Here is an 18,485-nt window from a genome sequence, read left to right on the forward strand (position 1 = left end):
TGGACAAGGAGAAAGAATTAAGTATCTTTTCCAAAAAAATAGCACTTTATGAAATATTCTTATTCTAACCTCATTCTTTTTTTCTTCTTCGGAAGCTTTTTCGTTTCAATTTCTAATTGCTGTGCGCAAGAAAATCTCACGTATCAAAAACCTCCTAAAGAAATTCTTGAGTTGGTAGATGCTCCATTGGCTCCTATTGTACGTATAGATAGTAAGGGAGAATATGCTTTGTTAATATATCGAGATGCATTTAAATCTATAGCCGAACTTTCGGAAACCGAACTTCGTCTAGCTGGTTTACGTATAAACCCAAAGACGAATATTGGTAGTCGTACTACATTCTACAATAATTTAAAAGTTAAGCGTGCTTCGGCTGAAACAGCATCTCAAGTAACAGGACTTCCTAAAAACCCAAGACTTTCTAATTTCAGTTTTTCTCCAAACGAAAAAATGATCGCTTGTTTAAACACCACATCTGAAGGTGTCGAAGTTTGGGTGGTAGATATTGCTAAAGGAACTGCTAAAAAAATCACTCCGGCTACAGTAAATGCGAATATGGGAGATGCGATTAGTTGGTTTTCAGACAACAACTCTTTGTTAGTTAAAATGCTTCCGACAGATCGAAAAACATTAATAAACCCATTGGAGGCAGTTCCAGAAGGGCCCACGGTTTCAGTCAGTAACGGAGAAAAAGCACAAAATAGAACGTATCAAGATCTATTGAAAAATCCGAACGATGAACAAAATTTCGAGCAATTAGCTTATTCAGAAATAAAAAAGGTCAGCATTGGTGGTACTATTTCCGATTTTCTTCCGAAGGCAATGTACGATGATATTAGTTTCTCTCCCGACGGAAAATATCTAATGGTTACGAAATTAAAGCGACCTTTCTCATACATTGTACCTTATTACAGATTTCCGTTTGAAAGTTCAATTTATTCTCCAAAAGGAACACTGATAGCTACAGTAAATGATGTTCCGTTAAATGAAGTTCAGCCTAAGGGTTTTATGGCTACACGGAAAGGGAAACGCCGCATGTCATGGCGTGATGATGTTCCAGCTACCTTGGTTTGGGCAGAAGCACTAGACGAGGGAGACCCAGAAATTGAAGTGTCGCATCGCGATGCCGTTTATACATTAGATGCACCTTTCACCGGAGAACCAAAGTTAATTCTTAAAACCATAAATAGATATTCGGGAATCGATTGGGGAACAAACTCTATGGCGGTTGCTTACGATTATTGGTGGAATGACCGGAATACTAAAACTTATTTGTTCGACCCTTCGGATGCTTCAAAAACTCCTGGTGTTTTATACGATCGCAACTATCAAGATCAATACAGTGACCCAGGATCTTTTGTTACTACTAAAAATAAATACAACCGGGAGATTTTAGAAATTGAAGATGGACAATTATTTTTAATGGGAGATGGGTATTCAGAAAAAGGACAATTTCCGTTTATTGACGCCTTTAATATTGCCACTAAAAAAACAGAACGTATTTACGAATCTTCCTATACCGATAAAATGGAAGAGTTAAATTCGGCGATCGACATGAAAGAAGGTAAAATTTTGGTCCGCATCGAATCTCAAAATGAATATCCTAATTATTACTTCAGAAATATTTATAAAAAAGACGATCTAACTCCGCTTACTTCTTTCGAGAATCCTTTTAAAAGTTTACAGAATGTGCATAAGGAAGTGATCACTTATAAAAGAGATGACGGATTAGAATTAGAGGGTACGTTATACTTGCCAGTAGGATACGACATGAAGAAAAAAGAAAAAATGCCGATGGTACTCTGGGCATATCCAAGAGAGTTTAAAGACAAAAACAGTGCGTCGCAGAATACCACAAATCCGAATGAATTTATCTACCCCTAGATCCCCTATTTATTGGGTAACACAAGGGTATGTTGTGTTGGATGATGCGGCATTCCCTATTGTGGGTGAAGGAGATGATGAACCAAACGACACCTTTAGAAAACAATTAGTCGCCAACGGAAAAGCGGCTATTGATGCTGTGGATGAGTTGGGTTATATTGACCGAAATCGTGTAGGCGTTGGCGGACATAGTTACGGTGCATTTATGGTAGCGAATCTGCTAAGCCATAGTGATCTTTTTGCTGCAGGAATTGCACGAAGTGGTGCGTATAACAGAACATTAACTCCGTTCGGATTTCAAAGCGAAGAGCGAAGTTACTGGGATTCTCCCGAAACATATAATACCATGTCGCCATTTATGCATGCGGATAAAATGAAAACACCGCTTTTACTCGTACACGGAGAAGCTGATAATAATTCGGGAACCTATCCACTACAGAGTGAGCGCTATTTTAATGCGCTTAAGGGATTAGGAGCACCAACACGATTGGTAATGCTTCCAAAAGAAAGTCATGGGTATCGTGCGAAAGAAAGCATTCTTCATTTATTATGGGAACAAGATACTTGGTTAGATACTTATGTGAAAAATAAGAGTCAATCTTCTTTAGAGACTAATCCTAATACAATAAGGAAAATTTAGTAAATTTATACTATGAAAAAATTTATCTTCCTCTTCATTTTAGCTTTAGTAATACTAATGGGGTGTAGTTCTGATGATACTCCAACAGAACCGGACGAACAAAATGATTTAATTCTGAAAAAGATTGAATTCTCTAATGAGGCTACAAATGGATTCGAGGGTTTGTTTTTCGATACTAAAATTGATTTGGATTTTAATGAAGATGATATTTTAACCTTAATAAATACGGATGTACATGAATCCACACTCGCTCTTACTTTTGAAAACGATGAAAATAAAATTTCAATGTTTCAATATAGTTTTGCAATTTCGGGAGGATACATAAGGACTACATTTAACTTCAGTTATTCCAGCGATGACAAAATTTCTTCTTTAGAGCGTATTGTAGAGGGCAGTTTTGTAAATGAAGAAGACACCTATTCTATTGCATATTTAGAAAATACAAGAGAACTCACAAACAATGGGAGCGGTGAATTATATACCGTAATTTTAACTGAAGAAGGTCTGCTTAGTAGCATTACAAATGGAAATCGTTCTTATGAGTATGAATATGATGCTGACGGAAATCTACTAATTAAAACCGATGAACAGGGGAAACAGCTCGCTTTTTCTTATGACGATAAACGAAATCCTTTTGTAGAAATATCTCCATTCAATTGGAATGAAGTATTGCCCATCGTTCTTTCTTCCTATCTAGATTTACCCGAATATACATTTCCACATTCTATAGAAAATGGCGTATGGAATAGTCCCAACAACATTCTTAGTGTAGATGCTTCTCAGTGCGATAACGGTACTAGTTGTATGGAATCGAGAACCTATATATATGACTATAATAGTGATGACTATCCAAAATTCAAAACAATAGTTGACAAAAATAGAACATTCGAATATTTATACGAATAAAAGATCTTCATCTATCGAATTTTGAATAATCCCATATTTATCTAAATTATATTTTATCTTTCCATAGATTGATACATCATATAAAAAGGGGTGCGTTAGCACCCCTTCTAAACAACCTAACCAATAAAATAATAGAATAATATACTTTTTCATAGCAATTTCTATTATCCCACTTTCAATACTTAAAGATACATTTTTTGTTTAAGCATAGTTTGTTAAAATTGAACAATGTTTTGTTAAATATTACACATATTTTTTATAGGCATTAACTTCAATTGTTGCTCCGAGATCGTTCAATAAATTATAAAGACCGAAAAATGTTCTATTGATATATAGAAAATGTTTAGAGCCACGATTTCCGTTCATTTTTCTAAGTTCAGTATCTTTTGAAAATTTATCACTTAAATCGGCAATTTTTCCGAAAAATTCTTTGTTCGAAAAATCAAATATTTCTCCATGAAAGGGTTGTGTAAATAAACTAAGCATTTCGTGAAATAATTCGGTAAAAAATTTTGTTTCCTCGGGAGTATCCTCCGGCTTTAATATTTCTAATTCGTACATTTTTTGTACAAACACACTAGAATTATTTATGTTCTTTGGTTTTGCTAATTCGAAATAAGGTACATAAAATGTTTGCGGAACTTCTTTTACACATCCAAAGTCGATTGCAACAAGAGTATCACCCTCGATTAAAAAGTTACCTGGATGTGGATCGGCATGTACTCGCTTTAATATATGCATCTGGAACATGTAAAAATCCCATAATGCCTGTCCTATTTTATTTGCCTTTTCTAAATCATTATTTTTCGACGAAAATTCTGAGAGGTGATAACCATTCATCCAGTCCATTGTAATAATACGTTCACCCGAGAGCTTTGGGTAGTATTTAGGAAATTTTAAATTTGGAATAAGAGCGCAAGCCTCTGTTATTTCTATACTTTGAGCAACTTCAAGAATATAATCGGTTTCTTCTAGTAATTTGTCTTCTACTTCTTGAAAATACTTATCACTATCTTTTCCTTTTATATTAAACATTTTCATCGCAAAAGGCTTTACCATTGCTAAATCGCTACTAATGCTTTGGGCCACTCCAGGATATTGTATTTTTACTGCTAATTCTTTCCCATCCTTCGTCGCTTTATGCACTTGACCAATACTTGCTGCGGCTACAGAATTTTCATTAAAAGTATCGTATAGTGATTCGGGGGTACCTCCAAAATAACGCTGAAAGGTCTTGCGAACTAAGGGTGCTGACAATGGTGGTACTTGAAACTGAGACAAAGAAAATTTTTCAACATATGCTTTCGGCATAATATTTTTTTCCATGCTAAGCATTTGAGCAACTTTTAAAGCACTTCCCTTTAAATTTTTTAGTCCGTCGTATATATCTTCAGCATTATTCTCATTTAATTTTTCTCTCGAAAGTTCTGGATTAATTAATTTTTCACCATAATACTTTAAGTAATTACCTCCCACTTTTACCCCTGTAGTAACAAGTTTGGAAGCCCTTTGAATTTTATTGGTAGGAATTTTATCTATTGTTTTCATAAAGATTCTAATTAGAGAAAAATATTTAGTTCATTTTTTCTTTCCATAGAAATTTTCCAAAATCTAATACACTCTCTAAAGGAGTTGTTTCAAAGACATCAAAAATAGCTCGCACAGATTTTTCAATTACCACATCGGTTTTTTCGAAGGAAGGTGAGGTATCTTCCATCCAATATTTTAAAATGAATAATGTTTGCAACCAAGTTCCTTCAGAAAAGACTGAAACTGGTTGTTTCAGTAACTTAAAGGATTTTTGGTCATTGGTTTCTTCAATTAGTTCTCCCGAAAATTCTTTGATATGTTTTCGAAGTCCTTTTAATTGACCAAGATTTTTCATAATATCTTGATGCTCTTTCAGTGCAAACAAAACATAACTCCTATTTGCTGTTAATAATTCAAAGAAAGTATAGAAAAAGGTGAGCATTTTGTCCTTATTTGAATAGGAATTATAGTTTTCAATTTTATGTACCATGCTCATTGCGTGATCAAAAAACGTATTCCAAATTTCTTTCTGTAATCCTTCGAAAGACCCAAAAAATTTATAAAATTCAGTCTCAGTAATAGAATGTTCTTTTGCAAATTTGTAAACACTTTTAGGAGTTCGTTCACTTTCTAGAACTTGATTCATGTAGTCTGAAATAATTCCTTCCCTTGTTACTGCTTTCTTTTTAGTAACTGCTTTTTTTTCTGCCATGATATAAAAATTAGTATTGTGTATCTATCTAAATAAGAGATGTAAAGGTACGCTTGTTTATCTTTTATTGAAAATCATTAAACAAAATGTTGTGTTAAAATATCATTTATCAATTTATGTGACAAGCTGTCAGCATACACATAAGTGGTACTTTATTTGTCTTAAAACATTTAGAAACGAAATTCAATAACATTTCCGAATATTCGGAATAAAAACTATAACACATGAGTCAAGGAACTATTAATGTATCGGTCGAGAACATTTTTCCGCTGATTAAAAAATTTCTTTACAGCGATCACGAGATTTTCTTACGTGAGTTAATATCAAATGCAACAGATGCTACTTTGAAACTAAAGCATCTTACTAGCATTGGTGAAGCGAAAGTTACTTACGGAAACCCCGTAATTGAAGTAAAGATCGACAAAGAAAACAAACAACTTCATATCATCGATCAAGGTATCGGGATGACCAAAGAGGAAGTGGAAAAGTATATTAACCAGATTGCTTTTTCGGGTGCTGAAGAGTTCATTGAAAAATACAAAGACAAGCAAGGTGATGAAACAGGAATTATAGGACATTTTGGTCTTGGTTTTTACTCTGCTTTTATGGTAGCGAACAAGGTTGAAATTATCACGAAAAGTTATAAGGACGAACCTGCTGCACATTGGACTTGTGATGGATCTCCAAATTACACCCTAGAAGAAGCTGATAAAAAAGAACGTGGAACAGAGATTATTTTACATATTTCTGAAGACGAAACTGAATTTTTAGAAGAAGGAAAAATTAGTGGTTTATTATCTAAGTATAATAAATTTATGCCGATTCCAATCAAGTTTGGAACGCGTACTGAAACTCTTCCAAAACCACAAGACGCTAAAGAAGACGACGAAGCTCCTACCCAAGAAGTAGATAATATTATAAATAATCCAAATCCGGCGTGGACAAAACAACCTGCCGATCTCGAAGATAAGGATTACAAAAGTTTTTACCGTGAATTGTATCCAAGTCAGTTCGAGGAGCCTTTATTCAATATTCATTTAAATGTTGACTATCCTTTTAACTTAACTGGAATTTTATACTTTCCGAAGTTAACGAATGATATGAGCGTTCAAAAAGATCGCATTCAATTATATCAAAATCAAGTATTTGTTACCGATAATGTAGAAGGTATTGTACCAGAATTTTTAACAATGCTCCGCGGAGTAATTGATAGCCCAGATATTCCCTTAAATGTTTCAAGAAGTTATCTTCAAGCAGACGGTGCAGTTAAGAAGATTTCTAGTTACATAACACGAAAAGTAGCAGATAAATTAAAAAGTCTATTCAATGAAAACCGTAAAGACTTTGAAGCGAAATGGAACGATATCAAAATTGTAATTGAATACGGAATGCTTTCTGAAGACAAATTCTTTGATAAGTCTAAAGATTTTGCATTATATCCAACAGTAGATGGAAGCTTTTTCACTTTTGAAGAATTAAAAGATAAGATTAAAGATGCTCAAACCGATAAGGATGATAATCTTGTGATCTTGTATGCTTCAGACAAAGAAGCACAGCACAGCTACATCGAAACTGCAAAAGATAAAGGATACGAAGTTTTATTATTAGATTCTCCAATTGTTTCGCATCTTATTCAAAAACTAGAAGGAGCTAATGAGAAAACACAATTTGTACGTGTAGATGGTGATCATATCGATAACCTTATAAAAAAGGAAGATGCATCGATTTCGAAACTTTCAGAAGAAGAAAAAGAAACATTAAAAACATTTTTAACGGAAACTATTCCTTCAGAAAAATTTACCGTTCAATTGGAAGCAATGGACAGCTCTGCAAATCCATTTATTATTACAGAACCTGAATTTATGCGCCGTATGAAAGAGATGCAACAATCTGGTGGTGGAGGTATGTTCGGTATGGGGAATATGCCAGAAATGTATAACCTTGTAGTGAATACAAATAATGAATTGGTAACTGAAATTCTTAACACGAAAACGAAAAAGAAGAAAGAGCGTTTAGTAACTCAAGCACTCGATCTTGCCAAATTAAGTAAGAATCTTTTAAAAGGTGAAGATTTAACTGCTTTTATAAAACGAAGCTACGAAATGATCAAATAACACCTTAATAATGTTAAATGTAGCCCTCCTATTCGTTTAGGAGGGCTTTTTTTTGTCTTATCAATATGTAATTAAAAATAAAGATATTATCTTCGGGTTCTTAAAATTTTAACATCTCTTGTAAAGGAACGAATCTCGCCCTCCCATAACCTTGTAAAGAGACTAACTAAAAGTACATTTTACTATGATGAAAAAAAACAACTTCTTTCTTTTACTTTTCTGCATAATGACATTACAACTGTCTGCACAGAAATTATCGAAAGACAACCAGAAAGGGATGGAACAATCTTCAGTTTCATTAGAAAACCTTGTAAAACAACAGAGCCCGGATTATGTGATCTATAAAGAACATGTAAGCCGCACCAGTGGGATTCGTCACGTATATTTACGTCAAGCAATTAACGGACTGGAAATTTATGGAACAGAGTCTAGCGTGCACTTTAAGCAAGATGGCACTCATTTTTTAACGCATAATAAATTTTTAAGCGATGCCCAAGCAACCGTACAAAATGCTGCTGTAAGCATTAACGCACAACAGGCAATACAATCTGTTGCGAATCAAATGGGGTATCAAGTAACTACATTGCAACAACTTCGTAGCGAAGGTGGTGAAAACCAAAAGACAGTATTTAACAAAGCTGGAATTTCTGAAAGAGAGATACCAGTAAAATTAATGTATTACTACCGAGAAGGAGTTGGCACAACTAAGGTTTGGGAACTTTCTATTAACGAAACCGATTCTTCAGATTGGTGGAATTTTCGGGTAGATGCTGGATCGGGACAAATTATCGATAAAGATAACTGGACCGTTTCTTGTAATATAATGGGCAGTCATGAAGATCATGCTCATGAAACTTCTCCTACAGAGTTTGTAGGTCCTTTAGAGGAAGCAGTAACTGAAAAAAATGTTCCAGCGCCGCATATTGCTGGACAAGAAGCTGCACTAGTAGGTAGCTACAATGTATTTCCTTATCCAATCGAATCTCCAAACTTTGGTTCTAGAGCAATTGTCGCGAATCCAGATGATGCCGTTGCATCACCTTTTGGATGGCATGATACAAATGGAGCACCAGGACCAGAATTTACCGATACAAGAGGAAATAATGTAAACACTTATGAAGCTGGTAATAACTTTGGTTTTAGACCAGATGGTGGTGCTGGATTAAGTTTCGACTTTCCTCTAAACCTTGTTTATTCAAATGGAGATCAATCGGAATCTGCAATTTTAACAAACCTTTTCTATCAAAATAACTTTATCCATGATGTACTATATCACTATGGTTTTGATGAAGCAGCAGGAAACTTTCAAGAAAATAATTACGGAAACGGCGGAGCAGGAAGTGACTCTGTAAATGCTGAAGGACAAAAAGGATTGGTATGTAATGCCTTTTTCTCTACCCCACCCGACGGACAAAACCCAACGATGGAAATGTACGTTTGTGGAAATCGTGATGGGGATCTTGATAACGGTGTGATTTTTCATGAATTTGGTCATGGTGTATCGAATAGATTGTCAAGCCTAGGTGGTCAAGAACAAATGGGTGAAGGATGGAGTGATTACTTCGGATTAATATTATCCATCGAGCCTGGTGATGCTGGAACAGACTCAAGAGGGATTGGTACTTGGTTATTTGGAGAAGGTCCTAACGGAGGTGGAATTAGAACATTTCCTTACAGTACAGATTTTGGTGTAAACCCACATACATACGATGACATTAAAACAGAATCTGTGCCACACGGTGTTGGTTCTGTATGGAATGCAGTGTTATGGGACATGACTTGGTTACTCATCGACAAATATGGTTTCGACCAAGATATTTACCAAGGTACTGGTGGAAATAATATTGCATTAGCTTTAGTAATGGAAGGTTTAAAATTGCAAGCAGCACAACCTGGTTTTGTAGATGGTAGAGATGGAATTTTAGCAGCCGATATGGCTCTGTATGGTGGTGCAAACCAATGTGAAATTTGGGAAGCTTTTGCTGGAAGAGGTGTAGGATTTAGTGCAGATCAAGGAAGTTCAGGAAGTCGAAGTGACGGAACTGAAGCATTCGATTTACCACCAACATTCTCAAGTCTAATTTTAGATTATGAAGTATGCTTAGCAGATGGTGTTCAAACTGGACTATCTGGAGGTTCACCAGAAGGTGGAGTTTACAGTGGTGATGGAGTTACCGATGACGGCAATGGTATGACGTTTACGTTCGATCCAACGGTAAATGGAGCTGGAACAACTACAGTTTCTTATGCTGTGAATGATTTCTGTACTGGCGACCCAATCACCTTAACAGAAGATTTATTAGTAACCGACAACCCTCCTGTAATTGTTTGTAGAGGTAGCGGAACGATCGATATGACGGGAATGGAAGAAGACAATCCAGGAACAATTATTAACGATAACGTTTCTATTAGTACCACTATCGATATCGCAGAAGATGTGGTTATTTCAGACCTAAATGTAGGTCTTAATATAACGCATACTTGGATGGCCGATGTAACTCTTGTATTAGAATCTCCTGCTGGAACTCAAGTAACAATTTACGATGATGCAGATGGCTGTAGTGCAAATGATATGGTTACCCTTCTTGATGACGAGTCACCAAATGCATTAGATTGTGACCCTAATGGATCTGGATCTGGTGGTGAAGCTTTCCCTTTAGATAGCTATATCCCAAGTAATTTATTAGATGCTTTTGACGGCGAAAACACGTCAGGAACATGGACACTTACGATCACAGATGATGCAGGCGGAGATCAAGGAACATTAAATTCGTGGTCACTTAACTATACCCATCAAGTAGTATCAGAACCTTTAACGGTTTTATTAGATTCGAGTGGAAATGCCACGATAGATGCTGAAGATTTACTTCTTAGTGTTGAAGTAGATTGTGGAGGATATACCGTTGAAGCTGGATCACCTCTTGCTGAAACAGTATCGTTTACTTCAGCCGATGTAGGAACGAACAATATTGATGTTGTTGTTACTACAGATACTGGCATGACAGCAACTTGTACTGCCGTTGCTATCGTAATGGAAACTGTTGGGCTTAATATTCTATGTCCTGCCGATGCAACTGTAGAATGTGGAGAAAGTACCGATCCTGATGCAACTGGAATGGCTACCGCTACTTCAGATTGTGATAATGATCCAGATATTACCTTCTCTGATACTTCAGTAGCGGGTTGTGGAAATACCGAAGTAATTACTAGAACATGGACCGTTGTTGATGATTGTGAAAACCCAGTTGCTTCATGTACGCAAACAATTACTGTGGTTGATACTACAGACCCAACAACAGTTTGTCCCGATGATGTAATCGTAGATGCGACTGCAGGAACATGTAGTGCTGTTGTTACTTACGATGCCGTTACAGGTACCGACACCTGTGGAACTGTAACAGTTACACAAACTTCCGGATTAGCTTCTGGCTCAGAATTCCCTGTGGGAACTACAACAAACGAGTTTACTATAGAAGATGAATGTGGTAATATTACTACGTGCTCTTTTACAGTACTTGTGGAAGACGGAGAAGATCCTGTAGTTACCTGTCCAGATGACCTAACGGTTACCGTAGAAGGTGCAGATATGTACACTTTCCCAGATTATTTTGCTAGTGGCGATGCTACAGCAACAGATAATTGTACAGGAGTAACTACAACGCAAGATCCTGCTCCTGGAGCTCAAGTTGGAGAAGGAACAACTGTGGTTACGTTAACAGCGACAGATGCTTCAGGGAATGAAGTTTCTTGTAATTTTAATGTTGAAGTAATTATTGTATTGGGTGTTGATGATAATGCCTTAAGTAATTCTAAGATTACATTATATCCAAACCCTGCAACGAAAGAGTTATACCTTTCAAATCCAAATCAGGTAGATCTTGAAAATGTTTCCCTTTATGACTTAACTGGTCGTTTAATTAAATCGGTTAATCTTAATGATATGGGAACTGAAATTAGAATGGATATTTCTGAATTAGCTACTGCAACTTACATGGTGGTAATTAAATCTCAGAACGACCTTATTACAAAACAGTTAATTAAGCAATAAAACGTTTATTACGTTAAGAGAAGAAGTCTTCCGGTAATCCGGGAGACTTTTTTTTTTGCGCTACAATGAAAGTTTGAGCTTAAGAACTACATTTCAATAGGCCTTCTTTTTACGGGATTTCTATAACAGCTTCAATAAATAAAATGAGGTACAAAACAATCTTAATACAAATTTTTCTTCGGAAGCTTTCTTTCCTAAAAAAAAACATAATGAACAAGTTACGAGATGAAAAATACGGTAGTATCATTTCAATTTCAGAAGTACGAAGATCGCCTTTCCCCTAACTCGATACTATTTTATAATGAAGAGTTTATTTTTCGGAAGGTGTAGTTACTCATGCTATTCCTATTCAGTAATGATGAGAATAAATTAGCTATAGTCTTAGAACAAAAGAAAAAGGAGTCAATTTTAAAACCAAATAAAACACAACATTCAAGCAAATTTAAAATACTGAAAATTAAGTAATTATACGTATTGGATGGTCTGTGTTAGCGATATACCTTAGTCGTATAAATAAACTAATCAATAAAACTTTAAAATTATGGAACCATTTCTTGGACAAATTCAAGCATTCGGATTTAATTTTGCACCACGTGGATGGGCGAAATGCGAAGGACAATTATTACCCATTTCACAAAACACAGCCTTATTCTCTTTATTAGGGACTACCTATGGAGGGGATGGAAGAACCACATTCGGTTTACCCGATCTTAGATCACGATCTATTGTTGGAATGGGCAATGGCCCTGGATTAGACACCATAACCTGGGGTGAAAAAGCAGGTAATTACACTACAACGTTACAAACACAAAACCTTCCTCCTCATAATCATCCTACTTTTGTGAACGTAAATACCAGTCCGGGATCAGAAACAAACCCTACCACTTTTCTTTCGGCACATTCAGGATTTAGTGAAGAAGGTTCTTCGGGATCGAATTTAGGCGGAGTAACCTCTGGCAACACCGGTGGTGGTATCCCAATAAATACTAGAAATCCATTTTTAGGAATGAACTATTGCATAGCCCTTCAAGGTATTTACCCTTCAAGAAGTTAACTACTAACATTTTACACTTTAAAAATGAACTTCTTCAACGAGGTTCATTTTTTTTTTGCATTTAAAATTTACGTAAAACTACGTAGTATGCCTTTAAAAGATTAAGCCTACATTTAAACTCTCAAAAAAACCTCCCCTTTCTTTAAGCACCCTTATAAAGTATCCATCTTTAAAGTTCTATGTTATGAAAAAAAATACACTACTATTAATGTTACTAATGAGCTGCATTTCGCTATCCGCAGTCTTTGCTCAAAAAGTAGTCGTAATGGGAATGAATGTTATTTCCTCCAGTCCAAATACTGATGGATTTGCTTTTGTTGCTACGGAAAACATTCCGAACGGAGAAGTCATTTATTTTACATCAAACGAATATAATGCAGCCGGAAATGTATTTACAAATAACGGAAGCGGTGCTGGTGAAGGTGTTGTAATTTTTACTGCTACCTCTGCCATTTCGACTGGAACCGTAATCTTTGTAAACGAAACTTCAACCTCTTCAGATATTTTTACTGTAAGTTGCTCCGGCGGCAGTACCTGCGGACAAGCAGTTTTTGATGATCCTGCAGGAACTAGTTTCTCGCTTTCAACCAATGGAGATTCTATCTATGCGTATTCAGACACGAATGCCAATCCTTTTGATAGTATTGGGCAGATCTATTCGGTAATGTATACCGGTACCGGAGAAGCTCCCTCTCAAAATGGAGGTGATATTCCTGCAAATGAAAACCCAATAAGTGATTTCCCTAATGCAATTGTGGTCGACGGTTTTCCAGACGATGGTGATGATTTTAATGGCCCCGGTAGAGTTGAATTTATGTTCAACCCAGCATCTTTACGTGATGGCGTGAGTCAAATAGGCCTTGAAAATCCAAATAGTTATTTAAGTTATGCTGCACCACAAGCTCTTTCGATTGTTCCTTTTACCAATTTAAATTTATCGGGGGCAGACCCTCTATTAACTCTTACTGCTACTCCTGTTGCTTTTTCTGAAAATAATTCTGGAGTGTTCACTTATACCTTTAATCTAGCCGCTACGGCTTCTGGAAATCTCACTGTAAATTTTGCGGTCGGTGGCAGTGCCGTATTTAATAATGACTATACAGTTAGTGGCGCCAATACTTTCAACGGAACTACCGGCTCGGTAGTAATCCCTAATGGTAGCAACACTGCTTCTTTTACCATTGACCCTACCGGAGATATAATCTTGGAGCCAGACGAAACTATAAGCATTACTATTATTAATGGAACTGGTTACGACCCAGGAACCCCAAGTAGTGCTACTACTACAATTGTAAACGATGATACCGACGCTACCCAACCGTTAGTAGCAATTACTGGTTTAAATCATGAATCGACTGCCCCTGACGTGGATGGTTTTTCCTTTGTAGCCCTGGAAGATATTCCGGGAGGCACTACAATTTACTTTACGGAAAGAGAATACAGCACAACATCGTTAACATTTTCAGGAGTCGAAGGTGTTATGCAAACACAAACAACCGGAGTAGGTCTTTCTCGCGGTGATGTTGTTGTTTTTACAGAAACTGGTACAGGCACCGATACGTTTACAGTAACTTGTAATGGCGGAAGCTGTAGCACAATTACAGTGGTAAGTGGAAATTTTGCAGTGGATTCTGGTGGGGAATCTTTTTATGCTTATTCCGATGCAAATACAAATCCCAATGATGGTGTTACTGCTGTATATGCATTATTGTATACCGGAGAATCTTTTTCTACAGGCGGAAATGTCCCTTCAAACGAAGATCCTCAATTGGTGTATTCGAATGCAGTTGTTGTAGATGGTTTTCCGAGCAATCCCGTTCCTGGAAGAACAGAATACAATCCCTCATTAAGAAACGTCAATGTAGATCAAGCTAACTTTCAGAATACTACCAACTGGATTTTTGGCGGAAATAATCAAACGCTATCCGACACTCCTTTCTCAAACATCATTATTACTACTGGTTCAGCAGATCCATCTTTAAGTATTACCGTTTCTCCTTCAAATGTTATAGAAGACAGTGGAAATTCATTCACCTATACCTTTACACTTTCCGAAGCAGCTACTCAAGATATAACAGCAAATTTCACAGTTGGAGGAAATGCAACATTTGGTTCAGATTATACGGTGACTGGAGCATCTTCATTTACTACCACCAATGGAAATGTATTGATCGCTACTGGAAATACTTCAGCTACGATTACAATTACCCCCACCACAGATACAACCGTTGAACCTTTAGAAAACATCTTACTTCAAATTGATTCTGGAATAGGATATATTGGAGGTTCTCCTAATTCGGCAAATGTCACTATTACAAACGACGATGCTTTTGCTGGCAATCCTATAGTTGCAGTAACAGGATTAAATCACCTATCACCTGATGGTTTTTCGTTTGTTGCAGCAGATGAACTTCTTGGCGGAACAAGTGTTTATTTTACAGAAAATAAATACAATACGAACACACTCCAATTTGAAAATGATGGTGAAGGAGTGGTTGTATTTACAGCCGCTGCAGGGGCTATTGCAAAAGGAGACGTTATTGTTATAAAAGAAACAAGTCCTGATGTATTCTCTATTTCTTGTAATGGAAATACCGATGCCGCCTGTGGAACTTTTTCATTGTTAAGTGGGAATCTGGCAGTAGATTCTGCTGGAGAATCGTTTTATGCATACGCAGATACAGACAACGATCCATTCAATGGAATCACAGAAATATATGCAGTACTCTATACCGGAGACAGTGGAGGTCCTTCTGGCGGAGATATCCCTGCACTATTGGATCCATCTTTAATTTATGCCAATGCAATAGTAGTGGATGGATTTCCTGCAGTATCTCCTGACAAGGTAGAGTACGATCCTGCTCTTAGAAATGTAACCGTAGATCAAGCTAATTTTGAAAACCCATCAAACTGGATTTTCGGGCAGGCAAATACAGATCTTTCAACCGTTCCTTTTGCAGATATAGCCATTATAGATGAGGATCCTATTGCTGTTTGTCAGGATGCAACAGTACAATTAGACGCTAATGGGATTGCAAGTGTAACAGCGGCACAAATTGATGGGGGAAGCAACGATGTAGAAGGACCTGTCACTTTAACGTTATTACCAACGGAAACAATTTCACAGCCTGCTCACGACACAAATAATTTATCTCTCGGTCATGGGCAATCTTTTACCCCTACCACGTCGGGAAGTATCGATAAAATACGGTTTTACGTAAACGGAAATACATCGGGTAGAAACATTCATTTTTACAATAGTGGAACTGGTAGTGGTGCTGCAGGAAGTGTTGGAACTCCAGCATATACCGAAACAAATGTCGATTTTGTGGATAGTGCTGGTGGAACTATTTGGACAGAAGTAACCCTTACCACTTCGTTCCCTGTTATTGCCGGAAACACCTATAGTTTTATTCTTGAAGGGACCACCGATATTTATTATGCAGGTTCAAATTTATATCCTGATGGTGATTTTATTTTTAACTACGATCTTTCTTCAGGCTGTTGTACTTTCGGCGACATCGCTTTCGAAATCGATTTTGTTGAAACTTTAGATTGCAGTTCCATTGGAACTCCTGTTTCTGTAGGGCTATTAGTGACAGATACCGCTGGGAACACCGCTACCTGTACAGCAATGGTTACCGTTGAAGACAATGTCGCTCCTGTTTTAGCCTGTACAGATTATACAGTCCAGTTAGACGAAACAGGTCAATATTTCCAAAATTTTGAAAACTTACTTGCAGCCAGTGGAGCGACAGACAATTGTGGTATCATGTCTTTTAATTTTACAGGCCCAAACATTTTAACTTGTGCGCAGGCTGGAACATTCCCAATTACCATTTTTGCAAATGATATTAATGGAAACCAAAGTCAATGTACGGTAAATATAACCGTCATAGGCAATCCTACGGAGTATGTTGGTGGTACATGGTCTAATGGAGATCCTACTCCTAATTCACATGCTTTAATCACTGACAATTATTCTACCGCAGCTGGAAGCATCGACGCCTGTACCTGTGAAGTTTCCGAAGCCGCTGAGCTTACTGTAGCTCCTGCAACATTTCTAAAAATTCAAGGTGATATTATGGTACGTTCAGGTGGATCGCTAACCGTGGAGCATGAAGGAAGTGTGGTACAAATTAACGATGCTGCTGTTACGATTAATGAAGGTGCTATCTCGGTACTAAAAAACATAACCAATATCGACAATAGGGCATTTATGATTGGATCAAGTCCGATGACCGCCTCCACAAAAGCCGCTTACGGAGCTCCAATACAATTTAGAAACCACCTCACTGGAAATTTTAGTCCGAACCAAGATGTTGTAGACGAATTTCCTTTGGCAGAGAATTTTGCTGATGATAATGGTGATAACTGGCAACATTATAATGGAACAATGAATCCAGGAGAAGGCTATTTAATCATGCCACAAACCATCCCGACCATTCCAGCTCCTGAAGATTATACTTTTAATTTTACTGAAGGAACCTTAAATAACGGTACAATTAATTTTAATGTTGTTTACAACGGAACACAAAATGCGAGTCCGAATATGCTAGGAAATCCGTATGCTTCAGCCATTGATGCCGATGTGTTTATTGGAGCTAATTCAATGTTAGATGTAGTGTATTTTTGGGAACACCTTACCTCACCTTTCCAACCAGTAGATCCATATCCTGGATATAACAACAACAATTACGACATGGGGGATATTTCAATGTACAGTGCAGTGATAGGAGGAAATCCAGCTGCAAATGGTGGAGCAACTCCTAACCAATACATAGCTTCAGGACAAGGCTTCGGAATTAAAGCACTTTCAGCAGGAATGGCAGAATTTAACAACTCAATGCGTGTAACCGACAATAATGATACCTTCCGAAGAAATACAGCAACGAGAGATCGTGTGTGGTTAACCGTGTATAATAACACCTATGAATTAGGAAGCACAACACTCATTGGTTTTTCTGAAACTACAACCGATGCATTCGATGCTGGTGCCGATATTAAACGTCTTGCTACCGCAGTATCTCTATATACCGAACTGGAAACAGGAGAACAACTAGGAATTCAAGGGAGAAAACCTTTTGAAACCTCCGCAGAAGTACCAGTAAGTTTCGGAACTCAGATCGATGAAACACAATCGTATACCATTTCCATTCGAGAAGTGGATGGCGAGTTATTGCAAAACGAAATGGTATACTTAATCGATCATCAAACAGGAACATTTACCAACCTTGTTTTAGGAAATTATACATTTGTAGCTAATGCAGGAGATTATTCAAATCGGTTTTCGGTAGTTTTCGAAGATCGTACACTTGCAGTTGAAGAGAATGTTCTTGAGACCATTTCGATCTATCCAAACCCTACCAAAAATATACTGTATGTTGTGTCTCCACATCTTGAGATTACTCATATCGAAGTGGTAGATATTCGGGGCAGAATAATTATAAAAGATAATAGCGGCTCGAACCAAATAGATCTGTCATCACTTGACTCAGCAGTCTATTTTATTAAAATTACTACTGAAAATGGTACGCTTACAAAAAGAGTCATTAAATCCTAAGAATACATAAAACCTAACTTAGTGTAGAAAAGAT

At 36.9% G+C, this 18,485-nt stretch carries 8 protein-coding genes and 1 pseudogene; 6 read left to right on the forward strand and 3 right to left on the reverse strand.

Annotated elements, in window-relative coordinates; translation table 11 throughout:
• The first annotated feature begins 48 nt into the window (after positions 1–48).
• Both ULVI_RS01615 and ULVI_RS01620 read left to right on the forward strand, forming a co-directional pair.
• Positions 49–2,524 (forward strand): annotated as a pseudogene (locus tag ULVI_RS01615) (alpha/beta hydrolase family protein).
• A gap of 12 nt (positions 2,525–2,536) precedes the next feature.
• Positions 2,537–3,430 carry a hypothetical protein gene (locus tag ULVI_RS01620; protein WP_068588901.1) on the forward strand — a complete coding sequence of 298 codons (894 nt, stop codon included), beginning with the start codon at positions 2,537–2,539 and terminating at the stop codon, positions 3,428–3,430.
• On the opposite strand, the gene ULVI_RS15375 is transcribed toward ULVI_RS01620, so the two are convergent.
• The 3 genes from ULVI_RS15375 to ULVI_RS01630 all read right to left on the reverse strand — a co-directional run bounded on the left by ULVI_RS15375 (position 3,419) and on the right by ULVI_RS01630 (position 5,672).
• The gene (locus ULVI_RS15375; RefSeq protein ID WP_157632544.1) at positions 3,419–3,583 is read right to left on the reverse strand and encodes a hypothetical protein; all 165 of its coding nucleotides are present in this window, start codon (positions 3,581–3,583) and stop codon (positions 3,419–3,421) included. The genes ULVI_RS01620 and ULVI_RS15375 overlap by 12 nt on opposite strands.
• A 90-nt stretch (positions 3,584–3,673) precedes the next feature.
• Positions 3,674–4,978, reverse strand: a complete 1,305-nt coding sequence (locus tag ULVI_RS01625; RefSeq protein WP_068588904.1) for an ABC1 kinase family protein — start codon at positions 4,976–4,978, stop codon at positions 3,674–3,676.
• 25 nt (positions 4,979–5,003) lie between these two features.
• Complete coding sequence (locus tag ULVI_RS01630; RefSeq protein WP_068588907.1) at positions 5,004–5,672, reverse strand: TetR family transcriptional regulator C-terminal domain-containing protein; 669 nt, start codon at positions 5,670–5,672, stop codon at positions 5,004–5,006.
• Positions 5,673–5,896: 224 nt separating this feature from the next.
• Here ULVI_RS01630 and htpG point away from each other — a divergent pair, with 224 nt between their 5' ends.
• The 4 genes from htpG to ULVI_RS01650 all read left to right on the forward strand — a co-directional run bounded on the left by htpG (position 5,897) and on the right by ULVI_RS01650 (position 18,451).
• Complete coding sequence (gene htpG / locus ULVI_RS01635; protein WP_068588910.1) at positions 5,897–7,786, forward strand: molecular chaperone HtpG; 1,890 nt, start codon at positions 5,897–5,899, stop codon at positions 7,784–7,786.
• Between the two features lie 226 nt (positions 7,787–8,012).
• Positions 8,013–11,834, forward strand: coding sequence for a M36 family metallopeptidase (locus ULVI_RS01640; protein WP_068588912.1), 3,822 nt, complete (start codon positions 8,013–8,015; stop codon positions 11,832–11,834).
• Positions 11,835–12,375: 541 nt separating this feature from the next.
• Positions 12,376–12,888 carry a phage tail protein gene (locus ULVI_RS01645; RefSeq protein WP_068588915.1) on the forward strand — a complete coding sequence of 171 codons (513 nt, stop codon included), beginning with the start codon at positions 12,376–12,378 and terminating at the stop codon, positions 12,886–12,888.
• 184 nt (positions 12,889–13,072) lie between these two features.
• Positions 13,073–18,451: a T9SS type A sorting domain-containing protein gene (locus tag ULVI_RS01650; protein ID WP_082830756.1), complete on the forward strand. Its 5,379-nt coding sequence runs from the start codon at positions 13,073–13,075 to the stop codon at positions 18,449–18,451.
• Positions 18,452–18,485 lie beyond the last annotated feature (34 nt).

This window comes from Cochleicola gelatinilyticus (genome assembly GCF_001637325.1).
GTDB lineage: Bacteria > Bacteroidota > Bacteroidia > Flavobacteriales > Flavobacteriaceae > Cochleicola > Cochleicola gelatinilyticus.

Bases quoted from the DNA above. Each gene is read 5' to 3' on its own strand.
- ULVI_RS01620 (WP_068588901.1), top strand. From the start codon at position 2,537: ATGAAAAAATTTATCTTCCTCTTCATTTTAGCTTTAGTAATACTAATG.
- ULVI_RS15375 (WP_157632544.1), bottom strand. From the start codon at position 3,583: ATGAAAAAGTATATTATTCTATTATTTTATTGGTTAGGTTGTTTAGAA.
- ULVI_RS01625 (WP_068588904.1), bottom strand. From the start codon at position 4,978: ATGAAAACAATAGATAAAATTCCTACCAATAAAATTCAAAGGGCTTCC.
- ULVI_RS01630 (WP_068588907.1), bottom strand. From the start codon at position 5,672: ATGGCAGAAAAAAAAGCAGTTACTAAAAAGAAAGCAGTAACAAGGGAA.
- htpG (WP_068588910.1), top strand. From the start codon at position 5,897: ATGAGTCAAGGAACTATTAATGTATCGGTCGAGAACATTTTTCCGCTG.
- ULVI_RS01640 (WP_068588912.1), top strand. From the start codon at position 8,013: ATGACATTACAACTGTCTGCACAGAAATTATCGAAAGACAACCAGAAA.
- ULVI_RS01645 (WP_068588915.1), top strand. From the start codon at position 12,376: ATGGAACCATTTCTTGGACAAATTCAAGCATTCGGATTTAATTTTGCA.
- ULVI_RS01650 (WP_082830756.1), top strand. From the start codon at position 13,073: ATGAAAAAAAATACACTACTATTAATGTTACTAATGAGCTGCATTTCG.